Annotated in this window: 21 protein-coding genes and 1 pseudogene; 6 read left to right on the top strand and 16 right to left on the bottom strand. The window is 58.0% G+C overall.

Annotated features, from left to right (window positions below):
* Nucleotides 1–9: 9 nt before the first annotated feature.
* The 4 genes and pseudogenes from GBC55_RS16115 to GBC55_RS16100 form a co-directional block, all read right to left on the bottom strand.
* A complete protein-coding gene (locus GBC55_RS16115) occupies nt 10–1,107 on the bottom strand; it encodes a polyamine ABC transporter substrate-binding protein (protein WP_162438434.1) in 1,098 nt (365 codons plus the stop codon).
* Nucleotides 1,108–1,303: 196 nt separating this feature from the next.
* Nucleotides 1,304–2,668, bottom strand: coding sequence for an aspartate aminotransferase family protein (locus GBC55_RS16110; protein ID WP_162438402.1), 1,365 nt, complete (start codon nt 2,666–2,668; stop codon nt 1,304–1,306).
* A gap of 58 nt (nt 2,669–2,726) precedes the next feature.
* Nucleotides 2,727–4,085 (bottom strand): glutamine synthetase family protein, encoded by a 1,359-nt coding sequence (locus GBC55_RS16105; RefSeq protein ID WP_162438403.1) that lies wholly within the window; start codon nt 4,083–4,085, stop codon nt 2,727–2,729.
* A gap of 127 nt (nt 4,086–4,212) precedes the next feature.
* Nucleotides 4,213–4,485: pseudogene (locus GBC55_RS16100) on the bottom strand (gamma-glutamyl-gamma-aminobutyrate hydrolase family protein); the annotation flags it as partial.
* Between the two features lie 278 nt (nt 4,486–4,763).
* On the opposite strand from GBC55_RS16100, the gene GBC55_RS16095 reads away from it, so the two are divergent.
* Both GBC55_RS16095 and GBC55_RS16090 read left to right on the top strand, forming a co-directional pair.
* The gene (locus GBC55_RS16095) at nt 4,764–6,140 is read left to right on the top strand and encodes a glutamine synthetase family protein (protein WP_010466681.1); all 1,377 of its coding nucleotides are present in this window, start codon (nt 4,764–4,766) and stop codon (nt 6,138–6,140) included.
* Nucleotides 6,141–6,269: 129 nt separating this feature from the next.
* A complete protein-coding gene (locus GBC55_RS16090) occupies nt 6,270–6,908 on the top strand; it encodes a TetR/AcrR family transcriptional regulator (protein WP_162438404.1) in 639 nt (212 codons plus the stop codon).
* A 150-nt stretch (nt 6,909–7,058) separates the two neighbouring features.
* On the opposite strand, the gene GBC55_RS16085 is transcribed toward GBC55_RS16090, so the two are convergent.
* The 9 genes from GBC55_RS16085 to GBC55_RS16045 form a co-directional block, all read right to left on the bottom strand.
* On the bottom strand, nt 7,059–7,274 hold the full coding sequence (locus tag GBC55_RS16085) for a TOBE domain-containing protein (RefSeq protein WP_003229256.1): 216 nt from the start codon (nt 7,272–7,274) through the stop codon (nt 7,059–7,061).
* A gap of 35 nt (nt 7,275–7,309) precedes the next feature.
* Nucleotides 7,310–8,116, bottom strand: coding sequence for an aliphatic sulfonates ABC transporter ATP-binding protein (ssuB, locus tag GBC55_RS16080; RefSeq protein WP_162438405.1), 807 nt, complete (start codon nt 8,114–8,116; stop codon nt 7,310–7,312).
* Nucleotides 8,113–8,895 (bottom strand): aliphatic sulfonate ABC transporter permease SsuC, encoded by a 783-nt coding sequence (gene ssuC / locus GBC55_RS16075; protein WP_162438406.1) that lies wholly within the window; start codon nt 8,893–8,895, stop codon nt 8,113–8,115. The genes ssuB and ssuC overlap by 4 nt, the downstream gene beginning before the upstream one ends.
* 8 nt (nt 8,896–8,903) lie before the next feature.
* Nucleotides 8,904–10,052 (bottom strand): FMNH2-dependent alkanesulfonate monooxygenase, encoded by a 1,149-nt coding sequence (gene ssuD / locus GBC55_RS16070; protein ID WP_162438407.1) that lies wholly within the window; start codon nt 10,050–10,052, stop codon nt 8,904–8,906.
* 25 nt (nt 10,053–10,077) lie between these two features.
* The gene (locus GBC55_RS16065) at nt 10,078–11,043 is read right to left on the bottom strand and encodes a sulfonate ABC transporter substrate-binding protein (RefSeq protein ID WP_162438408.1); all 966 of its coding nucleotides are present in this window, start codon (nt 11,041–11,043) and stop codon (nt 10,078–10,080) included.
* Nucleotides 11,044–11,258: 215 nt separating this feature from the next.
* Nucleotides 11,259–11,852 (bottom strand): NADPH-dependent FMN reductase, encoded by a 594-nt coding sequence (gene ssuE, locus GBC55_RS16060; protein WP_162438409.1) that lies wholly within the window; start codon nt 11,850–11,852, stop codon nt 11,259–11,261.
* Nucleotides 11,853–12,205: 353 nt separating this feature from the next.
* Nucleotides 12,206–12,844, bottom strand: coding sequence for a peroxiredoxin (locus tag GBC55_RS16055; protein ID WP_162438410.1), 639 nt, complete (start codon nt 12,842–12,844; stop codon nt 12,206–12,208).
* A gap of 181 nt (nt 12,845–13,025) precedes the next feature.
* Nucleotides 13,026–14,369 carry an OprD family porin gene (locus GBC55_RS16050; RefSeq protein WP_162438411.1) on the bottom strand — a complete coding sequence of 448 codons (1,344 nt, stop codon included), beginning with the start codon at nt 14,367–14,369 and terminating at the stop codon, nt 13,026–13,028.
* 371 nt (nt 14,370–14,740) lie between these two features.
* Complete coding sequence (locus GBC55_RS16045) at nt 14,741–16,069, bottom strand: OprD family porin (RefSeq protein WP_162438412.1); 1,329 nt, start codon at nt 16,067–16,069, stop codon at nt 14,741–14,743.
* A gap of 351 nt (nt 16,070–16,420) precedes the next feature.
* On the opposite strand from GBC55_RS16045, the gene tauA reads away from it, so the two are divergent.
* Nucleotides 16,421–17,410, top strand: coding sequence for a taurine ABC transporter substrate-binding protein (tauA, locus tag GBC55_RS16040; protein ID WP_162438413.1), 990 nt, complete (start codon nt 16,421–16,423; stop codon nt 17,408–17,410).
* Nucleotides 17,411–17,511: 101 nt separating this feature from the next.
* Here the strand turns inward: tauA and argA are convergent, their stop codons facing one another.
* Together argA and argE are read right to left on the bottom strand one after the other, a co-directional pair.
* Entirely contained in the window at nt 17,512–18,810 is a 1,299-nt protein-coding gene (argA, locus tag GBC55_RS16035; protein WP_162438414.1) for an amino-acid N-acetyltransferase, read from the bottom strand.
* Nucleotides 18,811–19,056: 246 nt separating this feature from the next.
* The gene (gene argE, locus GBC55_RS16030) at nt 19,057–20,226 is read right to left on the bottom strand and encodes an acetylornithine deacetylase (protein WP_162438415.1); all 1,170 of its coding nucleotides are present in this window, start codon (nt 20,224–20,226) and stop codon (nt 19,057–19,059) included.
* A gap of 156 nt (nt 20,227–20,382) precedes the next feature.
* Here argE and GBC55_RS16025 point away from each other — a divergent pair, with 156 nt between their 5' ends.
* On the top strand, nt 20,383–21,750 hold the full coding sequence (locus GBC55_RS16025; RefSeq protein WP_162438416.1) for a CYTH domain-containing protein: 1,368 nt from the start codon (nt 20,383–20,385) through the stop codon (nt 21,748–21,750).
* A gap of 116 nt (nt 21,751–21,866) precedes the next feature.
* Here GBC55_RS16025 and GBC55_RS16020 read toward each other — a convergent pair whose 3' ends face one another.
* Nucleotides 21,867–22,331 (bottom strand): Lrp/AsnC family transcriptional regulator, encoded by a 465-nt coding sequence (locus GBC55_RS16020; RefSeq protein WP_162438417.1) that lies wholly within the window; start codon nt 22,329–22,331, stop codon nt 21,867–21,869.
* Nucleotides 22,332–22,457: 126 nt separating this feature from the next.
* Between GBC55_RS16020 and GBC55_RS16015 the strand changes: the two genes are divergently transcribed.
* Together GBC55_RS16015 and GBC55_RS16010 are read left to right on the top strand one after the other, a co-directional pair.
* Nucleotides 22,458–22,796: a hypothetical protein gene (locus tag GBC55_RS16015; protein ID WP_162438418.1), complete on the top strand. Its 339-nt coding sequence runs from the start codon at nt 22,458–22,460 to the stop codon at nt 22,794–22,796.
* A gap of 90 nt (nt 22,797–22,886) precedes the next feature.
* Complete coding sequence (locus tag GBC55_RS16010) at nt 22,887–24,671, top strand: GspE/PulE family protein (RefSeq protein ID WP_162438419.1); 1,785 nt, start codon at nt 22,887–22,889, stop codon at nt 24,669–24,671.
* The last annotated feature ends 110 nt before the right edge of the window (nt 24,672–24,781 follow it).

Raw genomic sequence — 24,781 nt, 5'->3', positions numbered from 1 at the left:
GGTTATTACTTATTTACCCGATTTGATCTTGGTCCAGCTGCGGGTCAGGATCCGCTGCGTGGCGGCCGGCAAGTCGGCAATCGCGTACAACTTGGCCAGAACATCCGCTGGCGGATAAACGCCCGGGTCGCTGGTGATGTCTTTATCAACCAACGGTGTTGCCGCGGAGTTACCGTTCGGGAAGCGTACGGCGTTAGTGATTTCAGCCATGATTTCCGGCTTCATCAGGAAGGTCATGAACTTGTAGGCACCTTCGACGTTCTCGGCATCTTTAGGGATGGCGACCATGTCATAGAAGCTGCCGGCACCTTCTTTCGGAATGTTGTAGCTGACTTTCACCTTGTCGCCGGCTTCAGCCGCGCGGGACTTGGCCTGGTAGATGTCACCCGAGTAACCGATGGCTACGCAGATGTTGCCGTTGGCCAGGTCAGAGATGTACTTGGACGAGTGGAAGTAGCCAATCGAAGGACGGACTTTAAGGAACAGTGCTTCGGCTTCAGCCAATTGCTTCTTGTCCTGGCTGTCGGTCGGATAGCCCAGGTAGTGCAGCGCCACCGGAATCATCTCGGTTGGCGAATCGAGGACGCTGATCCCGCACGCTTTCAACTTGGCGGCGTTTTCAGGTTTGAAAATCAGGTCCCAGGAATTTGTAGGTGCATCAGCCCCCAGTGCAGCCTTGACCTTCTCGGCGTTGAAACCGATACCGATCGAACCCCACATGTACGGGAACGCGTGTTCGTTGCCCGGGTCACTGACCGATACCGCTTTGAGCAGATCCGGGTTCAGGTTTTTCCACAGAGGCAGTTTGGATTTGTCGAGTGTCTGATAGACGCCGGCCTTGATTTGCTTGGCCAGGAAGTTGTTCGACGGTACGACGATGTCGTAGCCGGACTTGCCTGCCAGCAACTTGGCTTCAAGGGTTTCGTTACTGTCGAATACGTCGTAGACCACCTTGATCCCCGACTCGGCTTCGAACTTCTTGACGGTATCCGGTGCGATGTAATCGGACCAGTTGTACACGTGCAGAACCTTGTCGTCCGCCTGAACTGCGCCTGCCATCACGCCCATCAGGGACATGGCGAGGAGGGTCTTGCCAGCTATCTTCATACCTAATGCCTTCATGGGTAATGCTCCAATTATTCTTTTTAACCACGTTCTTGTTAACCAAGAGCCAGCGGCCTTTCCTGGGCAACTAAAACAACGGGTAGTCTGGCAAGATACAAGGCAGGCTTTCAAGGAAAGACCCATCCTTTGTTTGCTCTGAGCGAAATGCGAATTTCGCACCCCGCTCAGAGCCTAGCACTTAGGCTTGCAACGCACTCAGGGTCAGGTCCAGACACTTGCGAGCCTTGGTCACCAGCTCATCGATTTCCGCCTTGGTAATAACCAGCGGCGGAGCAATGATCATGGTGTCGCCCACGGCGCGCATGATCAGGCCATTTTCGAAACAGAATGTCCGGCAAATCATACCGACGCCACGGCCTTCGTAACGCTTGCGAGTGGCCTTGTCCTGAACCAGTTCGATTGCCCCCAACAGCCCTACACCGCGCACTTCACCCACCAATGGGTGATCGCTCAGTTCCCTTAAGCGACTCTGCAAGTAAGGTGCCGTTTCTTCGTGAACGCGGTCGATAATTTTTTCGTCGCGCATGATGCGGATGTTTTCCAGCGCCACCGCAGCGGCCACCGGGTGACCGGAATAGGTGAAACCGTGGTTGAAATCGCCACCCTCGTTGAGCACCGCGACCACTTCGTCACGCACGATCAGGCCACCCATCGGGATGTAGCCCGACGTCAGGCCTTTGGCGATGGTCATCATGTCCGGCTTGAGGTCGTAGAAATCGGAACCGAACCACTCACCGGTGCGGCCGAAACCACAGATCACTTCGTCCGCCACGAACAGGATGTCGTACTTGGCGAGGATTTCCTTGATGCGCGGCCAGTAGGTGTCTGGCGGAATGATCACGCCACCGGCACCCTGGATCGGCTCGGCAATAAAGGCACCGACGTTATCAACGCCGATTTCCAGAATCTTTTCTTCCAGCTGATTGGCGGCCCATACACCAAACTCTTCCGGCGTCATGTCCCCGCCTTCAGCAAACCAGTAAGGCTGGGCGATGTGGACAATGCCCGGGATCGGCAAGTCGCCTTGTTCGTGCATGTAGGTCATGCCACCCAGGCTCGCGCCGGCCACGGTGGAACCGTGATAACCGTTCTTGCGGCTGATGATGACTTTCTTTTGCGGCTGCCCCTTGATTGCCCAATAGTGACGAACCATACGCAGCATGGTGTCGTTACCTTCGGAACCGGAACCGGTGAAGAACACGTGATTCATGCCTTCAGGCGCGATGTCGGCGATGGCCTTGGCCAGCTCCAGCACAGGCGGGTGAGCGGTCTGGAAAAACAGGTTGTAGTAAGGCAGTTCGCGCATTTGCTTGCTGGCGGCATCGGCCAGTTCATCGCGACCGTAGCCGATGGCGACACACCACAGGCCGGCCATGCCGTCGAGGATCTTGTTGCCTTCACTGTCCCAGAGGTAAACGCCCTTCGCGCTGGTGATGATGCGCGGGCCTTTCTCTTTCAGTTGCTTGAAGTCACTGAATGGGGCCAGGTGGTGGTCGTTGCTCAGTGCTTGCCACTCACGGGTTTGCGGATTGTTATTGGTCATGCGAATTCTCCTAAGTTTGCAGTGAAGGCGCGACTATTTCCTGTCGCGCCGCAGCGCATCAGACGGCGAAGAGCAGGAATTCCCGCTCCCACGAACTGATCACGCGCTTGAAGTTTTCATGCTCGGCCCGCTTGACCGCGACGTAGCCAGTGATGAATTTTTTGCCCAGGTATTTCTCGACAGTCGCGCTGTTTTCCATACGCTCCAGCGCGTCTTCGATGGTCAGTGGCAGGCGCAGGTTGCGGCGTTCATAGCCACGTCCTACCACCGGCGCACTCGGGTTCAGCCCCTCGACCATGCCGATATAACCGCAGAGCAGGCTCGCGGCGATCGCCAGGTACGGGTTGGCGTCAGCGCCCGGCAGGCGATTCTCCACCCGACGGTTCTGCGGACCGGCATCCGGAACCCGCAGGCCCACGGTACGGTTCTCTTCGCCCCACTCCACGTTCACCGGTGCCGAAGTGTCCGGCAGGAAGCGGCGGAACGAGTTGACGTTCGGCGCGAACAGCGGCAACAACTCGGGAATCAGCTTCTGCAAGCCACCGATGTGGTGCAGGAACAACTGGCTCATGGTCCCGTCTTCGTTGGAGAAGACGTTCTTGCCGGTTTCGATGTCGATGATGCTCTGGTGCAAGTGCATCGCACTGCCTGGCTCGCCGGTCATGGGCTTGGCCATGAAAGTCGCGGCCACGTCATGCTTGAGCGCGGCTTCGCGCATGGTGCGTTTGAACACCAGAATCTGGTCAGCCAGAGACAGGGCATCACCGTGACGGAAGTTGATTTCCATCTGCGCCGTGCCGTCCTCGTGGATCAGCGTGTCGAGGTCCAGCTCCTGCAGTTCGCACCAGTCGTAAACATCTTCGAACAGCGGATCGAATTCGTTGGCGGCTTCAATAGAGAACGACTGACGGCCGATTTCCGGGCGACCTGAACGCCCGATAGGCGGTTGCAACGGGTAGTCCGGGTCGTCACTGCGCTTGGTCAGGTAGAACTCCATCTCCGGCGCCACAATCGGCTGCCAGCCTCTGTCGGAATAGAGTTTGAGGACCTTCTTGAGCACGTTGCGCGGCGACAGCTCGATCGGATTGCCTTGCTTGTCATAGGTGTCGTGGATCACCTGGGCGGTCGGCTCGACGGCCCAAGGCACCAGGAACACCGCGTTCTGATCGGGGCGGCAGATCATGTCGATGTCCGCCGGGTCGAGCAGTTCGTAATAGATGTCGTCTTCGACATAGTCACCGGTCACGGTCTGCAATAGAACGCTCTCGGGCAGTCGCATGCCTTTTTCAGCAATGAACTTGTTGGTCGGCGAAATCTTGCCCCGGGTGATCCCGGTCAAGTCGGCGATCATGCATTCGACTTCTGTGATCTTGTGGTCTTTCAACCAATCGGTGAGCTGGTCGAGGTTGTTACTCATAAATGCCTCTAGGCTTTGAGTTTCCTGACTCTTGTAAGTCAGGCGATGTTTGACGCATCGGCGTCGCGTTGAAATGTGTGTCTGCGACAGGCTATCGTGCTTTTCCGTATCGCGCGGCAAATACCAGGCGTGCAGAATCGCCAGCGGTGCCCTGCATGAAAGCCGGGCCGCTATTGTGAATCGGATCTATATTGAATGAAGTAACCGTAATGGGGGTGCCATCAAAGCTGTCCAGAATATCGGACGGGAACAGCCGGTTCGTCATGGACGCAAGAATCATCGGCAGACCCGAAGCCGCTGAGGCTACGGCGCGGACGTTAATATCGCCACTGATGTGATAAGCATGCAGACCGATATGCGCAGAGCAGTCGGTGACGCCGATTAACGGCAGGCGAGACATGAAGCACCCCGGTATTATTGCTGTTATGGGTTTGATTCGAGCTTAGCCTTGTTCATTTTTTTACACAACACCCCCGTAAAAAATACAACACGGCCCGCTCCAGCCTGCGGACGCCAAGACGTCCAAAGGCCAAAAAACGCCCCAAAGTGCCTCAAAAATGCCTTTCGAGCGCTTTTTTAGGGCAAAAAAGGCCTCGCTTGACTTCGGCATGCCGTTCGGGTTGACTGAAACCCGAAGAGATCAATGATTGATATTTTTAACAACAAAGGTGTTGCATCATGTCGGTACCCCCGCGTGCCGTTCAGCTTAACGAAGCGAACGCGTTCCTTAAGGAACATCCTGAGGTTCTGTACGTTGACCTTCTGATTGCAGATATGAATGGTGTGGTGCGCGGCAAGCGCATTGAACGCACCAGTCTCCACAAGGTTTACGAGAAAGGCATCAACCTGCCGGCCTCTCTATTTGCTCTGGATATCAATGGCTCGACGGTGGAAAGCACCGGTCTGGGTCTGGACATCGGCGATGCTGACCGAATCTGCTATCCAATCCCTGACACCCTGTGCAACGAGCCTTGGCAGAAGCGCCCTACCGCGCAACTGTTAATGACCATGCACGAACTCGAAGGTGAACCTTTCTTCGCGGATCCCCGTGAAGTCCTGCGCCAGGTTGTTACCAAGTTTGACGAGATGGGTCTGACGATCTGTGCCGCATTCGAGCTTGAGTTCTACCTGATCGACCAGGAAAACGTTAACGGTCGCCCACAGCCTCCTCGTTCGCCGATCTCCGGCAAACGTCCGCACTCGACACAGGTCTACCTGATCGACGACCTCGACGAATACGTCGACTGCCTCCAGGACATTCTGGAAGGTGCGAAAGAGCAAGGCATCCCTGCCGACGCCATCGTCAAGGAAAGTGCTCCGGCGCAGTTCGAAGTGAACCTGCACCACGTGGCTGACCCGATCAAAGCGTGCGATTACGCTGTATTGCTCAAGCGCCTGATCAAGAACATCGCCTACGACCATGAGATGGATACCACCTTCATGGCCAAGCCTTATCCAGGCCAGGCGGGCAATGGTCTGCACGTCCACATCTCGATTCTTGATAAAGATGGCAAGAATATTTTTGCCAGCGAGGATCCCGAGCAGAACGCCGCACTGCGTCACGCGATCGGCGGTGTGCTCGAGACCCTACCGGCGCAGATGGCTTTCCTCTGCCCGAACGTCAACTCCTACCGTCGTTTCGGCGCACAGTTCTACGTGCCGAACTCGCCGTGCTGGGGCCTGGACAACCGTACCGTAGCGATTCGCGTACCGACCGGCTCGTCCGATGCCGTACGTATCGAACACCGCGTTGCGGGCGCCGATGCCAATCCGTATCTGTTGATGGCTTCGGTTCTGGCAGGCGTGCATCACGGCCTGACCAACAAGATCGAGCCGGGCGCGCCCGTAGAAGGCAACTCCTACGAGCAGAACGAGCAAAGCCTGCCGAACAACCTGCGTGATGCACTGCGCGAGCTGGACGACAGCGAAGTCATGGCCAAGTACATCGATCCGAAATACATCGATATCTTCGTGGCCTGTAAGGAAAGTGAGCTGGAGGAGTTCGAACACTCTATCTCCGACCTTGAATACAACTGGTACCTGCATACCGTTTAAGTGGTTGCAGCAAACAAGAACGCCGCCGGCCTCACAGCCAGCGGCGTTTTTTTATGGCCCTGTGGCGAGGGGATATGGAACATCTGCCCGCTCTGCGTACAATGCCCGCTGCCCCGCAGGAGGACTTCAATGACGCGCCCCGCCACCATCCGCAAACCCCGCGCACGCAGCCAGGCGCGGATCGATTCGATCCTCGACGCCGCACGTACGCTGCTGGCCGCCGAGGGCGTGGCCAGCTTGTCGATTTACAGCGTTGCCGATCGCGCAGAAATACCGCCCTCTTCCGTGTATCACTTCTTCGCCAGCGTCCCGGCCCTGCTCGAAGCGTTGACCGCGGACGTTCACGCCGCCTTCCGAGCCTGCCTGCAGGAGCCCATCGACCACCAGGCCCTCAACGGCTGGCGGGACCTGTCACGGCTGGTGGAACAACGCATGCTCGCGATCTACGACGAAGACGCCGCCGCGCGCCAGTTGATCCTCGCGCAACACGGCTTGACCGAAGTCACCCAGGCTGACCGTCAGCACGACATCGAACTCGGCGACCTGATGCACAAGCTGTTCGACCATCACTTCGAGCTGCCGAAGTTGCCGACCGATGTCGATGTGTTTGCACTGGCGATGGAGCTGGGGGATCGGGTGTATGCCCGCTCGGTGCAGCAGCATGGGCAGATCACCCCGCGCATGGCAGAGGAAGGGATGCGGGTGTTCGATGCGTATCTGGGGCTGTATTTGCCGCCGTATCTGCACAAGCGCGCTGTACTTGCCTGAAATTCATCCGCCCCACTGACCCCATCGCGAGCAGGCTCACTCCTACATTTGATCTCAGGCGAACACAACATTTGTGTTCGACAAAATCCCCTGTAGGAGTGAGCCTGCTCGCGATGGCCGCGCTGCCGATCTCACTGACTGCCGACACCCTTACAACTTGGCGATCGACACCTCGGTGGATTTAACGAACGCGATCACTTCGCTGCCGACCACCAGCTCCAGCTCTTTCACGGAGCGCGTGGTGATCACCGACGTGACAATGCCCGACGCTGTCTGCACGTCGATTTCCGACAGCACGTCACCCAGCACGATTTCCTTGATCGAGCCTTTGAACTGGTTACGAACGTTGATGGCTTTAATAGTCATGATGTTGATTCCTGTCAGTTGAGGTGAAATGTGAGTTATTGCGCCCAGCGCAGTTGCGTGGGCAATGGTGAAACGGGTTCCGGTTCCGGCGGTTCGCCGGGCAGTGCGAGCACACGATTGAGGACTTCGGTTTCCAGCGCCGCCAGCCGATGGGAACCGCGGACGCGAGGTCGCGGCAGTTCCACATGCAGGTCGAGGCCGACTTCACCGTCTTCGATCAGGATCACTCGATCGGCAATCGCCACCGCTTCACTGACGTCATGGGTGACGAGCAGCACAGTGAATCCATGCTTCTGCCAGAGCCGCTCGATCAGTTGCTGCATTTCAATTCGCGTCAGCGCATCCAGTGCGCCCAGGGGTTCGTCCAGCAACAGCAAACGCGGTTGATGGATCAGCGCACGGGCCAGCGCCACACGTTGCTTCTGTCCACCGGACAGGGCCGCCGGCCACTCATTGGCGCGGTCCGCCAGGCCCACCGACTCCAGGGCTTCCAGTGCCTGCGGCCGCCAGTTGCCCGTCAGCCCGAGGCCGACGTTATCGATCACCTTTCTCCATGGCAGCAGACGCGCTTCCTGGAACATCAATCGGGTGTCTTCCCGTGCATCGCTCAGCGGTGCGGAGCCTGCCAGCAGCTCACCACCGGTAGGCTTGTCGAGACCGGCGAGCAGTCGCAGCAAGGTGCTTTTACCGCAGCCGCTGCGACCGACCACGGCCACAAACTGACCTGCCGGTATGTGCAGGTCGATCTCGCGCAATACTTGCCGCGAACCGAAGGTTTTCTGCAGCTTGCGCACCGCCAGCGGAATACCGCGCAGCAGGCGTGGAGGTTGTTGAGCAGTCATGCGGCGCCTCCTTTATGGACCTGATAGGCCGGGTGCCAGCGTAGCCAGACACGCTCAAGTCCACGGGCCGAGAGGTCAGCGAGCTTGCCAAGCACCGCGTACAACAGAATCGCCAGCACCACCACGTCAGTCTGCAAGAATTCCCGGGCATTCATGGCCAGGTAGCCAATACCGGAGCTGGCGGAAATGGTTTCTGCCACGATCAACGTCAACCACATGAAGCCCAGGGCGAAGCGCACGCCGACCAGAATCGAAGGCAATGCGCCCGGCAGGATCACCTGGCGGAACAGACTGAAACCCGACAAGCCATAACTGCGCGCCATCTCCACCAGCGCCGGGTCGACATTGCGGATACCGTGATAGGTGTTGAGGTAGATCGGGAACAACGTGCCCAATGCCACCAGGAAAATCTTCGCCGACTCGTCAATGCCGAACCACAGGATCACCAGCGGAATCAGCGCCAGGTGTGGCACGTTGCGGATCATCTGCACCGAACTGTCGAGCAGGCGCTCACCCCATTTCGACAGGCCGGTGATGAAACCCAACACCAGGCCGATGCTGCCGCCAATGGTGAAGCCCAGCGCCGCACGCCAGCCGCTGATCGCCAGATGCGTCCAGATTTCGCCACTGCGAACCAGGCTCACGCCGGCTTCGATGACGGCAATGGGCGCCGGCAGAATCCGCGTCGATAACCAGCCCGCCGACACCGACAACTGCCATACCGCCAGCAGCAACACCGGCAACGCCCAGGGCGCAAGGTTGTGGATAATTTTCTTCATGGCGCGCCTCAGCTCTGGGTCGCGGCTTTAGGGAGGATATCGTTGGCCACCATCTCGCCAAACGGGCTGACGTAGTTGGCACCCTGAGGCGCCTGCGGACGCTCGATGTCCAGATGCGGGAATAACAATTCCGCGACCCGGTAGGATTCTTCCAGGTGTGGATAACCGGAAAAGATGAACGTATCGATGCCCAGGTCCGCGTATTCCTTCACGCGAGCGGCCACGGTCGGACCATCACCGACCAGCGCCGTGCCGGCCCCGCCACGCACCAGGCCAACACCGGCCCAGAGGTTGGGGCTGACTTCCAGGTTGTCGCGACTGCCGCCGTGCAGGGCGGCCATGCGCTGCTGGCCGACCGAATCAAAACGCGAGAGCGAAGCCTGAGCGCGGGCGATGGTTTCGTCATCCAGGTGTGAGATCAGGCGGTCAGCCGCTTGCCAGGCTTGGGCATTGGTTTCACGAACAATCACATGCAGACGAATACCGAAGCGCACGGTCCGACCGAGCTTGGCGGCTTTGGCGCGAACCTGTTCGATCTTCTCGGCAACGGCGGCCGGTGGCTCGCCCCAGGTCAGCACCATTTCGACCTGTTCTGCGGCGAGGTCTTGTGCCGCTTCCGACGAGCCACCGAAGTACAGCGGTGGACGCGGTTGCTGGATCGGCGGATAGAGCAATTTGGCGCCTTTCACGCTGATGTGCTGACCGTCGTAATCGACGGTTTCGCCTTCCAGCACTCGACGCCAGATACGGGTGAATTCCACCGAAGCCTGATAACGCTCTTCATGGCTGAGGAACAGACCATCGCCGGCCAATTCTTCCGGATCGCCGCCAGTCACCAGGTTGAACAGCGCACGACCTCCGGACAGGCGATCCAGCGTGGCAGCCTGACGCGCCGCAACCGTCGGGGAAATGATCCCGGGGCGCAGGGCGACGAGGAATTTCAGACGCTGGGTCACCGGAATCAGCGACGCGGCCACCAGCCACGAATCTTCGCAGGAGCGACCGGTAGGAATCAGCACCCCGCCGAAGCCCAGCCGGTCCGCCGCTTGCGCGACTTGTTGCAGATAACCGTGGTCGACGGCGCGAGCGCCTTCGGCGGTGCCAAGGTAATGGCCGTCGCCGTGAGTAGGCAGGAACCAGAAGATATTGAGGCTCATGGAGTGGTCTCCTTGGGGAATCGAATTACTGCGCTTTGGCCACAGCGGCCGGTGGTGTCCAGATCACATCCTTGATGCTCAGCGGCTTGGGAATCAGCTTGAGCTGGAAGAACGTGTCAGCGATCTTTTGTTGAGCCGCGACCACTTCCGGGGTCAGGAACAAGGCGCCGTAGCCCTGGCGTTTCACCGAGGTCAGGGTGATGTCTGCCGGCAAGCCGAGCAGTGGCGAAACCTGTTTGGTCACGTCTTCAGGATTGGCTTTGGACCACTCGCCGACGGCGCGCACTTCTTCCACGAGGGTCTTGATCACCTCAGGATTTTTCTGGGCATAAGGCTTGGTCGCGAGGTAGAACTGATGGTTGTCGACGATGCCTTGACCATCACGCAGGGTGCGCGCTTGCAGTTGCTGTTCAGCAGCGGCCTGGTACGGGTCCCAGATCACCCAGGCATCGACACTGCCACGCTCGAACGCAGCGCGGGCGTCGGCAGGCGGCAGGAATACGGTCTGGATGTCGGTGTATTTGAGGCCGGCGTCTTCGAGTGCACGAACCAGCAGGAAGTGGACGTTGGAGCCTTTGTTCAGGACGACTTTCTTACCCTTGAGGTCCTGCACCGATTTGATCGGCGAATCTTTCGGCACCAGGATCGCTTCACTGTGCGGCGCTGGTGGTTCATAGGCGACGTAGAGCAGATCAGCACCGGCAGCCTGGGCGAAAACCGGCGGGGTTTCGCCCGTCACGCCGAAGTCGATGGAGCCGACGTTCAGCCCTTCAAGCAGCTGCGGGCCGCCGGGAAATTCAGTCCATTGCACGTCCACACCTTGGGCCGCGAGGCGTTTTTCAAGCGTGCCTTTGGCTTTGAGCAGCACCAGGGTGCCGTACTTCTGATAACCGATGCGAAGCGTCTCGGCCTGAGCTTGAGTAATGGCGCCGAAGGTAACAGCCGCAGCAAACAGAGCGACCAGACCACGACGCAAAATGACAGTGCGCATAGCGCTCTCCTTTTTGCAGTTGGGTTTTGGCTGCACCTGCTTAACCGTTAGCGGCTGAGTAAGGTGAGTTTTTTGTCTGAAAAGTGCCTGCGCTCGATCATGCTGCGTTAAAAGTCAGCTCGGAATGCTCATTGACTAACGTCAACTCCGCGTCCTCGCTAACTTTTGCCTTGCCTGATCGTCGCTCGGCGACTTTTCAAACTAAAAAAAAAGTTTTAAATGCTCCAGCGAGCACTCAACAAACGTTCATTCAACAAGTTCGGATCGATGGGCTTCGGGCGTCGCGCCATGGCGCTGAAAAACAGTTCCAGCGATTCATTCAGGCGCTGTTCCAGTTCCGGTGCCAGCTGCGCCTGTGCGCTGCCTTCGCCGTAAGCGATCTGGCTGTCTTCGGCGAAAATTCCGTGAAGCATTTCCTGGGCTTTCAATGCCGAGAGCACCGGTTTAAGCGCGTAGTCCACCGCCAGCATGTGAGCGATGCTGCCGCCCGTGGCCATCGGCAACACCACTTTATGGGCCAGGGCGCGTTCGGGCAGCAGATCCAATACGGTCTTCAACGCACCGGAAAACGATGCCTTGTAGACCGGTGTGGCGATCAACAGGCCGTCGGCGTTTTCAATCTGTTGCAGCAGGTCGATCACCTTCGGGCTGTCGAAGCGTGCGTGCAGCAAGTCTTCGGCCGGGAAGTCCCGTACCTGGTAACTCACCACTTCCACACCCTGCTCCTGCAACCAACGTTGAGAGCGGTCCAGCAGCACCCCGGAACGGGAGCGTTGGCTCGGACTGCCACCGAGTGAGACGACCAGCATTCGGATGATTCCTTGAGCGTTATTGGCGATTCACAGTGTGCGATCTCGCTTTGATGGGGTGACCTTAACAGGCGATTGTTATATCTATAAATCATATTTATTCATTTGGTTATGCTATTAAGAGATATACAAAAACACGAAAGCCAGACGAAAAAAAAGGCCGTCGAAACGGCCCGAAATCCCCTGCTTGATGGATGCTGTTCAATCCTGGTGCTGTGGCGTCTGGTAGATCGCCTTCGCGGGCAAGCCCGCTCCCACAGAGGTGTGTGGATTGCCAAATATCTGTGATTCACCCCAATCCACTGTGGGAGCGGGCTTGCCCGCGATGCCGATATCAGCAGCGCTGCAGATATTTACCTGTTCGGTTGCGGCGTCAGTCGCAGGTACGGCTTCACCGCGCGATAGCCCTTGGGAAAGCGTTTCCTGATCTCATCTTCGTCCTTGAGCGACGGCACGATCACCACTTCATCACCGTCCTGCCAGTTGGCCGGGGTCGCGACTTTGTAGTTATCGGTGAGTTGCAGCGAGTCGATGACCCTCAGGATTTCATGGAAGTTGCGACCGGTGCTCGCCGGGTAGGTGATGGTCAGTCGCACTTTTTTGTTCGGGTCGATCACGAACAGCGAGCGCACGGTCAGTGTGTCGTTGGCATTCGGATGGATCAGGTCGTAAAGGTCCGACACCTTGCGGTCCGCGTCGGCAAGAATCGGGAAGTTCACGAGGGTATTTTGGGTCTCGTTGATGTCCTCGATCCATTTGTGGTGCGAGTCCACAGGGTCCACTGACAGCGCGATGGCCTTGACGCCGCGCTGGGCGAATTCGTCTTTCAACTTGGCGGTGAAGCCCAGCTCGGTCGTGCACACCGGGGTGAAGTCCGCCGGATGGGAGAACAGCACGCCCCAACTATCACCCAGCCATTCGTGGAAGCGAATGGTGCCGGCGCTGGAATCCTGTTCGAAATCGGGGGCGATGTCGCCAAGTCTGAGGCTCATGGTGCTGCTCCTGGTGAGTGCTTGATGAGCCCAACTGTGCCTGCGTTTTTTATCTATTAAAAAGAATAAATATCGATTTGTTTAGATCTTAAAAGCATATTAATTCCCGTTTGAAAAACGCAAAAAGCCCCGCCCGGCGTCATGCCGGGCGGGGCTTTTTTTGTCAGTTACGCGAGCGCTGTTACAGCAGCGGGATCGAGTAGCTGAGGATCAGACGGTTTTCATCCTGCGAACGGGTGTTCGGCAGGTCGGTGCGCCAGGTAGCGTTTTTCCACATGAAGCCAACGTTTTTCAGCGGGCCTTCAGGCACTACGTACGCCAGGGTAAAGTCGCGTTCCCACTCGGATGCACCCGAGGCGTTTTCGCGGCCATTGGTACCCACTGTGTCGATATCGTCACCTTTGAGGTACACGGCGCCAGCAGTCAGACCGGGTACGCCCACTTTGGCGAAGTCATACGAGTAGCGTGCCTGCCAGGTTTTCTCGCCGGCGCGGCCGAACTTCTGGATCTGCATGTCAGTGATGGTGTAGTTCGACGAACCGTCGCCCTGGTTCAGCCAAGGGAAGTCGCTGCTGCCATTGCTGACCTGATAACCACCACCGAAGGTGTGGCCAGCAACGGTGTACAGGAACAGGCCGCTGTACAGGTTGTTGGAGACTTCACCGCGGCCATTACGGAAGCCGGTGTAGTTGCCGGTGCTGTAGTAAGCCGAATCGGTACCGTTTTTACCGTCATCAGAGCTGTTGAAGTAGCGCAGATCAGACTTCAGTACGCCCGGGCCGATTGCCCAGTTGTGAACCAGACCCAGGAAGTGCTGTTTATAGAAGTCTTCCAGGTTGCCGTAGTAATACTGGGCGGTCAGGTCTTTCGTGATTTTGTAGTCACCACCTGCGTAGATGAACTTGTTGCTGTCGCGGAAAGCCGTGCCACGAGTGTTGGCACCGCCAATGCTTAGCTGTTCATTGTTGCTGGAGTTACGACCTTTCACCGCTTCGATCTGACCACCGACCAGAGTCAGGTCCTTAATCTCGCCGGACGTAATCTGACCGCCCTGCCAGGTTTGTGGCAACAGACGACCGTCGTTGGTCACGATCACCGGATTCTTCGGCTGCAAGGTACCCAGCTTCAGTTCGGTCTGAGAAATCTTGGCTTTGGCCGTCAGGCCAAGGCTGGAGAAGTTATCCACCGCTTCGCCGTTGGACTTGCTTGGGAATACAGTGCCGCCGTAAGAGGTAGCTGTCGCGCCGTTAGTGCCGCCACCCGAATCCAGCTTGACGCCCAGCAGGCCAATGGCATCAATACCGAAGCCAACAGTACCTTGGGTGTAACCGGAGATGAAACGCAGATCGAAGCCTTGGCCCCACTCTTCGTTTTTGTTTGGGCCGGTACCGTCACGGTTATCCGTGTTGATGTAGAAGTTACGCAGCCCCAAGGTGGCCTTGCTGTCTTCGATGAAACCAGCGGCGCCTGCGTGCTGCGCCACAACCCCTACGGCCACGGCCAGGGCCAAGGTCGACTTGTTCATTGTTTCGCTCCTCTCGTTCTAATTTTTTCGGTCCAGAATCGAATGCTCTGAATCCTGAAGTGCACGGTGACCGCAAACCGCAAAAACACAGGTCAACGCTCTGATGCGTCTAGCTCGGGCGTTCGCCCAAGGGAAATGGGCCCGCATGGTAAACGGATAATAATTTATTTCATTCTTTTTCATGCCATTTCGGAATTAAAGAATGGCATTTAATAGCGTCAGGACACCCTCTATCGGCCCCGGAGGGATGCACTTTAGGGGTTTACACTAAAAGCTAAAAAGAATAATAAATTACATAACAAGATCAAAATGGAATAATAAAAAAAAGCCGAAAAAAACCCCGCCGCGAGGCAGGGCTTTTCCGTATTCGATTACAGGAAGCTATACGTGTAGTTGAAGATCAGACGAGTCTGGTCTTGTGCGGAAATATTGGTATCGCCGCGGTAGGTCCCGTGACGCACGGTAGTACCAAATCCTTTGAGTGCGCCAGTCTGGATCACATAATCCACCCGCAGGTCACGTTCCCACTCGGTCTGGTCTTTGCCAACGCCGTTGGTGGCCTTGATGTCCTCACCACGCAGATAAGCCGCCGAAGCCTTCAGGCCTGGAACACCCAGGGAAGCGAAGTCAAAGGTGTACTGGCCGAATGTCGTGTTCTCGCCTGCACGCACGAAGCCGTTGATCATAGCGTCGGTGAACGAGTAGAAGCTGGCACCGCCGGCGCCTTCGTTGCGACCGTTGCCGTCGACTACGTTGCCCTGGTTCAGGTAGACGAAACCACCGTCATCGCTGACACGCTGATGACCCAGCAAGAAAGCGTTCGGACCCAGGGTATAGGTGAACATGGCACTCCAGGTCTGGTTATCCACCTCGCCCGGGTTCTTCGCGTAACCGCCGTTATTGTTGAAGCGGTAACCCGCATCACCGTTCTTGCCGTCGGAGCTGCTGTCGAAATAACGCAGGTCAGTCTTGAACGACTGGTTGGCGCTGATTGGGTAGACGTGTACCAGACCCAGGAAGTGCTGCTTGTAGTAGTCTTCCAGATTCGCATAGTAGTACTGCAGCATCAGGTCTTTGGTGACCTTCCAGTCCGCACCGCCGTACTGGAATTTGTTGCTTTCTTCTGTACCACCAGCCACCGCCAGGCCAGTGGTATTCGACGACGCGCGACCCGCCGCATGCTCAAGCTGGCCGACGTTGAACGTGACGTTGTCGATTTCCTTCGAGGTGATGGTGCCGCCTTCGAAGGTCTGTGGCAGCAGACGACTGTCGTTCGCGATCAGTACCGGCATGTTCGGTTGCAGGGCGCCACCGAGGTGGGCCTCGGTTTTCGAGATGCGTGCCTTGACGTTACCGGCTACGCGACTCCACGGATCGGATGCCGAACCGTCAGTGTCACTGGGGAAGAATGAGTTGTTATCCGGGTGATGGCCGCGACCACCGTCCAGATGGATGCCCACCAATGCCTGAGCGTCAAAGCCGAAGCCGACCGAGCCTTGAGTGAAACCCGACTGGTAATCGAATTTGAAGCCCTGAGCAGTTTCACGCTGGTCGTTGGCAGTGCCTTCGCGGGTGTCAGCGTTGTAATACATGGTGCGAGAACTGACGGAAGCCTTGCTGTCCTCAATGAAACCGGCGGCGCCTGCCTGCTGCGCCATTACCCCTACGGCCACGGCCAGGGCCAAGGTGGACTTGTTCATTTTTTAAGCTCCTCTCGTTTCTAATTGTTGTATTCCTGGCCCTGGGTCAATTGCCCGAGATCCTAGGATTTGCGATTAGCGCCAGACCGTGACCTGCAAGTCAATCGTAACCGTATGTGACTACGACCATGGTCTAATCCCCGTAAATCCGGTGTCTGCTAATTGATGCGTCGTGCATAAATCCAACAGGAAGCATCTGATGGTTTTTTATATCTTTTAGGAATTGAGCGCAGTGCGCGCGGCTCAGTGAAAGCAAGCCTATAAGCTAATTCCTAAATGATATTTATTGGCTTTTTTTTAGATCGATTAGATTTAACGGAAATCCGTATTTCCTCTCATCGAAGACCGGCCATGACCATCAAGCGCGCACTATCCAATCGAATTGTTACAGTTTGTGTATCGACGCTGTTTTCTTTCAGCGCCTTGGCTGCGGACCTCACGGTCGGCTACCAGACCGGTATCGACCCAAGCAAAGTGCCTCAGGCGGATGGCGTTTATGAGAAGACCATCGGCCAGAAAATCGACTGGCGTCGTTTCAACAGCGGCCCTGAAGTCGTCACCGCCATTGCGTCCGGTGACGTGCAGATCGGCAACCTCGGCTCCAGTCCGCTGGCGGCCGCTGCTTCGCGCAACCTGCCGATTGTGGCGTTCATTGTTTCTGCCCAGATCAATGCGGCTGAGGCGTTGGTCGTACGCAACGGCAGCGGCATCAACAAACCAGAAGATTTGATCGGCAAGACCATCGCCACGCCATTCGTTTCCACATCCCACTACAGCTTGCTCGGCGCGTTGAAACACTGGGGGCTGAACACATCGCAGGTCAAAGTGGTGAACCTGCAACCCGCGGAAATCGCCGCCGCCTGGAAACGGGGTGACATCGACGGCGCGTTCGTCTGGTCGCCGGCCTTGGGTGAAATCCGCAAGACCGGCAAGACGTTGACGGATGCGGCACAGGTCGGCCAATGGGGCGCGCCGACCTTCGAAGTGTGGGTTGCACGCAAGGACTACGCGGAGAAGCATCCTGACGTCATCGCGAAATTCGCCAAGGTCACCCTGGACTCATTCGCTGATTATGCCGCGCACAAAGACAGCTGGACGGCTGACTCGGTGCCTGTACAAAAAATCGCCAAACTGACCGGTGCCAATGCCGCCGACGTTCCGGAGTTGCTGGCCGGCTCGGCGTTCCCGGACGCCAAGGCTCAACAAACCACTGCGCTGCTGGATGGCGGCACAGCCAAGGCAATTGGCGAGACGGCGAAGTTTTTGAAGGAACAAGGAAAGGTTGAAACGGTACTGCCGGACTATTCAGCGTATGTCAGCTCGAAATACGTCCAGGAGTAAACGCAATCCCCTGTAGGAGCTGCCGCAGGCTGCGATCTTTTGATCTTTAAAGACAAATCAAGAGATCGCAGCCTGCGGCAGCTCCAACGGGGGCGTCATCGTCAGAGGGTTTTTTCGAAGATCTTCGAATTACGCTGATAGTTGTACAGCGACGCCCGCGCCGATGGCAGGCGCTCTACGCTGCTCGGCACAAAGCCCCGTTCACGGAACCAGTGAGCGGTCCGGGTCGTGAGAACGAACAAGGTTTTCAGTCCCTGGTCCCGGGCACGGGTTTCGATGCGCTCCAGCAGTTCATCACCGCGACCGCCATGACGGTACTCCGGGTTCACCGCCAGACACGCCAACTCTCCCGCATCCGAATCGGCAATCTGATACAGCGCCGCGCACGCGATGATCATGCCTTCGCGCTCGACCACGCTGAATTGCTCGATCTCGCGCTCCAGCACCTCGCGGGAACGACGCACCAGAATCCCCTGCTCTTCCAGCGGACTGATCAGGTCCAGCAAACCGCCAACGTCTTCAATCGCCGCTTCGCGCACGATCTCGAATTGCTCCTGGGCCACCAGCGTACCGCCGCCGTCCCGGGTAAACAGTTCGGTCAGCAGCGCACCGTCTTCGGCGTAGCTGACGATATGACTGCGCGCCACGCCGCCACGGCAAGCCTCGGCGGCGGCATCGAGCAACTCAGCCTGATAGTTGCTGCCCAGACGCTGCAGATGCGCCGGCACTTGTTGTGGACGCAATTCACGCACCAGACGACCGTTTTCATCGATCAAGCCCAGATCGGCGCCGAACAGCAGCAGCTTGTCTGCGGCCAGCTCAATAGCCGCGCGCGTCGCGACGTCTTCGCAAGCGAGGTTGAAAATCTCGCCAGTCGGCGAGTAGCCCAGCGGCGACAGCAGCACGATGGAGCGCTCGTCCAGCAGACGATTGATGCCTTTGCGGTCGACCCGGCGCACTTCGCCGGTGTGGTGGTAGTCCACGCCTTCCAGTACACCGATCGGCCGTGCCGTGACGAGATTCCCGCTGGCGACCCGCAGACGTGAACCCTGCATCGGCGATGAGGCCATGTCCATGGACAACCGCGCCTCGATGGCGATGCGCAATTGACCAACGGCATCGATCACACACTCAAGGGTCGCGGCATCGGTGATGCGCATCCCATGGTGGTAGTGCGGCGTCAGGCCACGCGCGGCAAGGCGGGTTTCGATCTGTGGGCGGGAACCGTGGACCAGCACCAATCGCACGCCCAGGCTGTGTAACAGCACCAGGTCGTGGACGATGTTGCCGAAGTTGGGGTGTTCAACGCCATCGCCGGGCAGCATGACGACAAAGGTGCAATCGCGGTGGGCATTGATGTAAGGCGAAGCGTGACGGAGCCAATTAACGTATTCGGGCATGAACCTGGGCCTGTAATAAATAGCAGCCAAAAAATGGGCGAAACTGAAAACGCACAGCGGGCTGGTGGTTATCGTCGGAACAGGCTTGGCGACACGCGTGCTCTCCTCATGAATACGGGTTTGATGACCGGCAATTTATAAGGCGAACCCTGTAGGAGCTGCCGCAGGCTGCGATCTTTTGATCCTGATCTTAAAAACAAGATCAAAAGATCGCAGCCTGCGGCAGCTCCTACATGGATTCGCATTTCAAGCCACAGGCACCGTGGTTTTGGCCGGTGTCAGGCAGTAATGTTCAATCAGTTGACGTAATAGATGCACCGTAGGCTGCAAACGTGACATTTCGAGGTATTCCCCCGGCTGGTGTGCGCAGGCGATATCACCTGGGCCCAGCACCAATGTTTCGCAGCCAAGGCGCTGAAGATAAGGCGCTTCGGTGCCGAACGCTACTGCTTCGGCCTGATGACCGGTGAGCTTTTGTGCAATCCGGACCAACTCGGCGTCCTCGTCCTGCTCAAAAGGCGGCACTTCAGGGAACAGCGGGGCGTAGTCGATCTTCACCTGATGGCGTTCGGCGACCGGTTTGAGCCTCGCCAGGATTTCAGCACGCAGGGCTTTGGGGTCCATGCCCGGCAGCGGTCGCAGATCAAATTCCAGCGAACATTGGCCGCAAATACGGTTCGGGTTGTCGCCGCCATGAATGCAGCCGAAATTCATCGTCGGGGTCGGCACGCCAAACTGCGGATTACGGAACTCACGCTGCCACAGCAGGCGCAGGCCACGCAGTTCGCCAATCGCATCGTGCATGGCTTCAAGGGCACTGTGACCCAGACGCGGGTCCGAGGAGTGGCCGCTCTGGCCGAGGATATCGATGCGCTCCATCATGATGCCTTTGTGCATCCGGATCGGCTTCAGCCCGGTCGGCTCGCCAATAACCGCGGCACGACCCAATGGGCGTCCGGCTGCTGCCAGGGCGCGAGCGCCAGACATCGAGCTTTCTTCATCACACGTGGCAAGAATCAGCAGCGGTTGCTTGAATGGCTGGTCGAGCAACGGCAGGACCGCCTCGATGGCCAAAGCGAAAAACCCTTTCATGTCGCAACTGCCAAGTCCGACCCAGCGGCCATCGACTTCGGTCAGCTTCAACGGATCGGTCTGCCACAGCGCCTCGTCGTACGGCACGGTGTCACTGTGCCCGGCCAATACCAACCCACCGGGGCCGGAGCCAAAACTGGCGAGCAAATTGAATTTACCGGGGCTGACCTGTTGAATGTCGCAGGCGAAACCCAGGTCGCCCAGCCATGTCGCGAGCAAATCGATCACCGGGCGGTTGGTTTGATCGAGCCTGGGCTGGGTGCAGCTGACAGACGGTGCAGCGATCAACGCGGCGAATTGATCTTTCATGGACGGCAAAGGCATCGCTGACTCCAACTCCCGAATTGATATCCATCATAGAACCATCCGGCGACAGGAATAAACCGTCGCGGCACGTACCAACTCTCACTCCTGTACACTGCACGGCCTTGGCAGCCACACATTCCCCCGGCTGCGCTCCCGATCCTGGATTTTCCGGCCATGCAGAAAGAAACCGAAATCAAACTCCGCGTCAGCCGCGAAACCCTCGCTGCTCTGCGCGAGCACCCGCTACTGAAAAAACGCAACAAAAGTGGCTGGGAACGCCGTGAACTGATGAACCAGTACTTCGACACGCCTGAGCGCGACCTGGCCCGTGCCAAGGTTGCCCTGCGCCTGCGCCGCGATGGCGAAGAAGTGATTCAGACGCTCAAGACCCGCGGCCAAAGCGTTGCCGGCCTGTCCGAGCGCAACGAGTACGACTGGAACCTGCCCAAAGCCAAGCTCGACGTGAAGAAACTCGACGGCGAATGCTGGCCCGAGGAACTGGCCGAGCTGGACAAGAAAACCCTGAAGCCGATTTTCACCACCGATTTCGTCCGCGAGCGCGCCGAGATTGCGTGGGGCCGTGGCAAGACCAAAGTGGTCATCGAAGCCGCACTGGACCTGGGCCATGTGGTTGTCGGCAAGCAGAAAGAAGAAATCTGCGAGCTGGAACTTGAATTGCGCGAAGGCGAACCGGCTGCCCTGCTGGAACTGGCCGCCGAGCTGGCCGCCACCCTGGCACTGATGCCGTGTGACATCAGCAAGGCCGAGCGTGGTTATCGTTTGTACGATGCCAACAGCTATTCGCTGAGCCTGCCAGCACCGCAGATCACTGCCGAAACTCCGCTGGATGACGCGTTTGCCGCCCTGAGCTGGCATTTGCTGAGCAGCAGCCAGCGCCTGGCTGAGCAGTATCGCTTCAATGGTCATTGGCGACTGCTGCAGGACTGGGTCGAGAACCTCGCTGAAATGCGCGCGTTGCTCAGCAGCCTGGGCCAAGCCGCTCCGCGTCAGTCGACTCACGATCTGCGCGTGGCCCTGGATGCCTTGCTGGAAGACTGGCGTCCGCTGGTACAAGCCGGTCAGGATGACGAAGACGTGCGCAAAGCGGCTCCGGAGCAGTTCCTCGAAGAACTGGAAGATCCGCGTTGGGGCTTGTTCTCGCTGAACACGTCGCGATGGTTGCTTGCGCGTACCTGGACGACTGATCGCAATGTTCGCGGCAATCGCCAGGGCGCTGCGCAACTGGGTAGCTGGCTGCCGCGCTTGTTAGGTGAAGAGGCAACCTCCCTCCAGTTGCAGCGCTACCAGCAACAACCGGAAGACCTGGCCGAACAGCTCCCGCGCATCGAGCGTATCCAGGCCTGGATGCACCATGCCCGCGGTGTGCTGGAGATCCCGGAAATGGATCGTCTGTACGGTGAACTGAACAAACTCGCGCAACTGGCTAACGAGCCGATTACCGATGAATCGCTGGATGCGCGCAAGCAGCAGGCGATTGCGGTGTATCAGAACCGTGCCTGGAAAATGCTGTTGCGGGTGTAATACTTTGTGGCGAGGGAGCTTGCTCCCGCTGGAGTGCGCAGCGCTCCCATCATTTTGGGGCTGCTGCGCAGCCCAGCGGGAGCAAGCTCCCTCGCCACACAAGTGCTCTGCCAGTCTTAAACTGGAAGGCTGGTAGTCGACTTGATCTCCGACAACGCCACAATCGAGTTCACCTCCTGTATCCCCGGCACCATCGATAGTTTTTCGAAGAAGAAACGCTCGTACGCTTCAATGTCCGCCGTGACGATCCTCAGCAAAAAATCCACCGACCCCATTAGCACATAACATTCCAGCACCTCGGGAAAGCCCCGAATCGCTTCAGTGAACTCAGTGAAGTTCGAACGCCCATGGGCGTTGAGTTTGATCTCGGCAAAAATCTGCGTGTTCAGCCCGATCTTCTTTCGATCAAGCAGCGTCACCTGCCCCCGAATGATCCCCTCCTCCTTCATCCGCTGTATCCGCCGCCAGCACGGCGATTGCGACAGCCCCACCTGCTCGGCGATCTGCGCACTCGACAGGGAGGCGTCTTCTTGCAGCAACGCGAGAATCTTGCGGTCGTACCCATCCAGATCGCTGTGCATAAAAAAACCTGATCTCACTATGTTCTTGAATTGTTCGATTCAATCATTCTCAAATAAGCCCCATCATAGATAAGAAATGCCCCGCTTCGAATGTAAAAATTTCCCCAGTGATTTTGGAGAAATAACATGCCGCATCTGGAAGCCGTCAACACCCCTTGCGCTCGAGCCGATGTCTGGAACGTCGGCAACGCTCATTGCCGCGTCCACTACCAAATGCTGGCCGAGGCCGAACCGGATTTGCTGTGTCGCGCGCTGAATCTGTTCGCCTTGCAGTTTCTGACGCCTGAACAGGTCAATGTGCAGCGGACCGACGATCTGCTGTCCATCGACATCGTCATGGAAGGTCTCAGCTGGCATCGCGCCCAGGTAATTGCGGAAAAATTACGCAACCTGATCAGTGTGTGTTCGGTCGATCTGCAAAGGGCTGATTCAGTCTGGGAAGCGCCGGCTCAAGCGACAGGTTGAAAGAACTCGATACGGCTTCGTCGGGTAGTGGCCCAACGGTCGGCGGCAGCGCGACTATCCTTTGCGCACTGTTGTTCATGAGGAGCCCGCATGTCCGTTCAACTCGCCATTCAGGACCGCTGGCTGGATCTCAATGATTTGCTGCGCGAACTGGTCGCCCAAGGCTTTATCAGCCAGGACTCGGCCGAGCACGCGCTCAATGCCCGACGTCGCCATGCTGCCAATGGTCAACTGCATCCATTGGAATTCATCGCCAGCCAACACCTCGACGATCTCAGCCGTCCCGGCAAGCACCTCGATCTGGAAGGCCTGACACTTTGGTTGTCGCAGCAGGCCGGCCAGCCTTACCTGCGCATCGACCCGCTGAAAATCAATGTCGCGGCCATTACACCGCTGATGTCCTATGCCTTCGCCCAACGCCACAAGATCCTTGCGGTTTCCATCGACCGCGACGCCGTGACCGTGGCCAGCGCCCAGCCGTACGTCAATGGTTGGGAAGCCGATCTGACTCACGTGCTGAAGCTGCCGATCAAGCGTGTTGTCGCCAACCCGGTCGACATCCAGCGCTTCAGCGTGGAGTTTTTCCGCCTGGCCAAATCAGTCAGCGGCGCGAGCACAGGCGATGCACAGTCAAACACCCTGGGCAACTTCGAACAGTTGCTCAATCTCGGTGCCAGCGATCAAGAACCGGATGCCAATGACGCGCACATCGTCAACATCGTCGACTGGCTGTTCCAGTACGCTTTCCAGCAGCGCGCCAGCGATATCCACATCGAACCCCGGCGCGAGCAAGGCACGGTACGTTTCCGCATCGACGGCGTACTGCACAACGTCTATCAATTCCCGCCGCAGGTGACCATGGCGATCGTCAGCCGGCTGAAAAGCCTCGGGCGGATGAACGTTGCGGAAAAACGCAAACCCCAGGACGGGCGAGTGAAGACGAAGACGCCGGACGGCGGCGAAGTCGAACTGCGCTTGTCGACGTTGCCGACGGCGTTCGGCGAAAAGATGGTCATGCGGATCTTCGACCCCGAAGTGCTGCTCAAGGATTTCGACCAGCTGGGGTTTTCCGCCGAGGACTTGCGCCGCTGGCAGGACATGACCCGCCAGCCCAACGGCATCATCCTCGTGACCGGTCCGACCGGTTCCGGCAAGACCACGACGCTCTACACCACCCTCAAGAAACTGGCGACGCCCGAGGTCAACCTCTGCACCATCGAGGACCCGATTGAAATGGTCGAGCCGGCGTTCAACCAGATGCAGGTCCAACACAATATCGACCTGACCTTCGCCGCCGGTGTTCGTGCGCTGATGCGGCAAGACCCGGACATCATCATGATCGGCGAGATCCGCGACCTCGAAACCGCAGAAATGGCGATCCAGGCCGCCCTCACCGGCCACCTGGTGCTGTCGACGCTGCACACCAACGATGCACCCAGCGCCATCAGCCGCCTGCTTGAACTCGGTGTGCCGCACTACCTGATCAAAGCCACGGTGCTTGGCGTCATGGCCCAGCGCCTGGTACGAACCCTGTGCTCGCACTGCAAGGCACCGCTGACCCTCAGTGAAGAAGACTGGCAGACCTTGACCAAACCCTGGCAGGCGCCGTTACCGGGGAATGCGCAGCGCGCCATCGGCTGCCTCGAATGTCGCGACACCGGTTACCGCGGGCGTGCCGGGGTGTATGAAATCATGCAATTGACCGACGGCGTCAAAGCCCTCATCAACCCCGACACAGATTTGCTGGCCATTCGGCGCCAGGCCTTCAAGGAAGGGATGCGCAGCTTGCGACTGTCGGGCGCGCAGAAGGTGGCAGCAGGCTTGACGACCATCGAGGAAGTGCTTCGAGTCACCCCGCAGAGCGAGCAAAAATAAATCCTTTGTCGCTTGATGATGCAACGGCCGACTTACGGTACTTATCCCGACCCGGCACCGCTACACTTCTGCGATCGTAATTTCGTTGCTTCACTCAACAGGGAATCGTT

The organism is Pseudomonas sp. TNT3, from assembly GCF_010095445.2.
Classification (GTDB): Bacteria; Pseudomonadota; Gammaproteobacteria; order Pseudomonadales; family Pseudomonadaceae; genus Aquipseudomonas.
The sequence above is the reverse complement of the archived record's forward strand: the minus strand, read 5'-3'. Positions and strand labels throughout refer to the sequence as shown.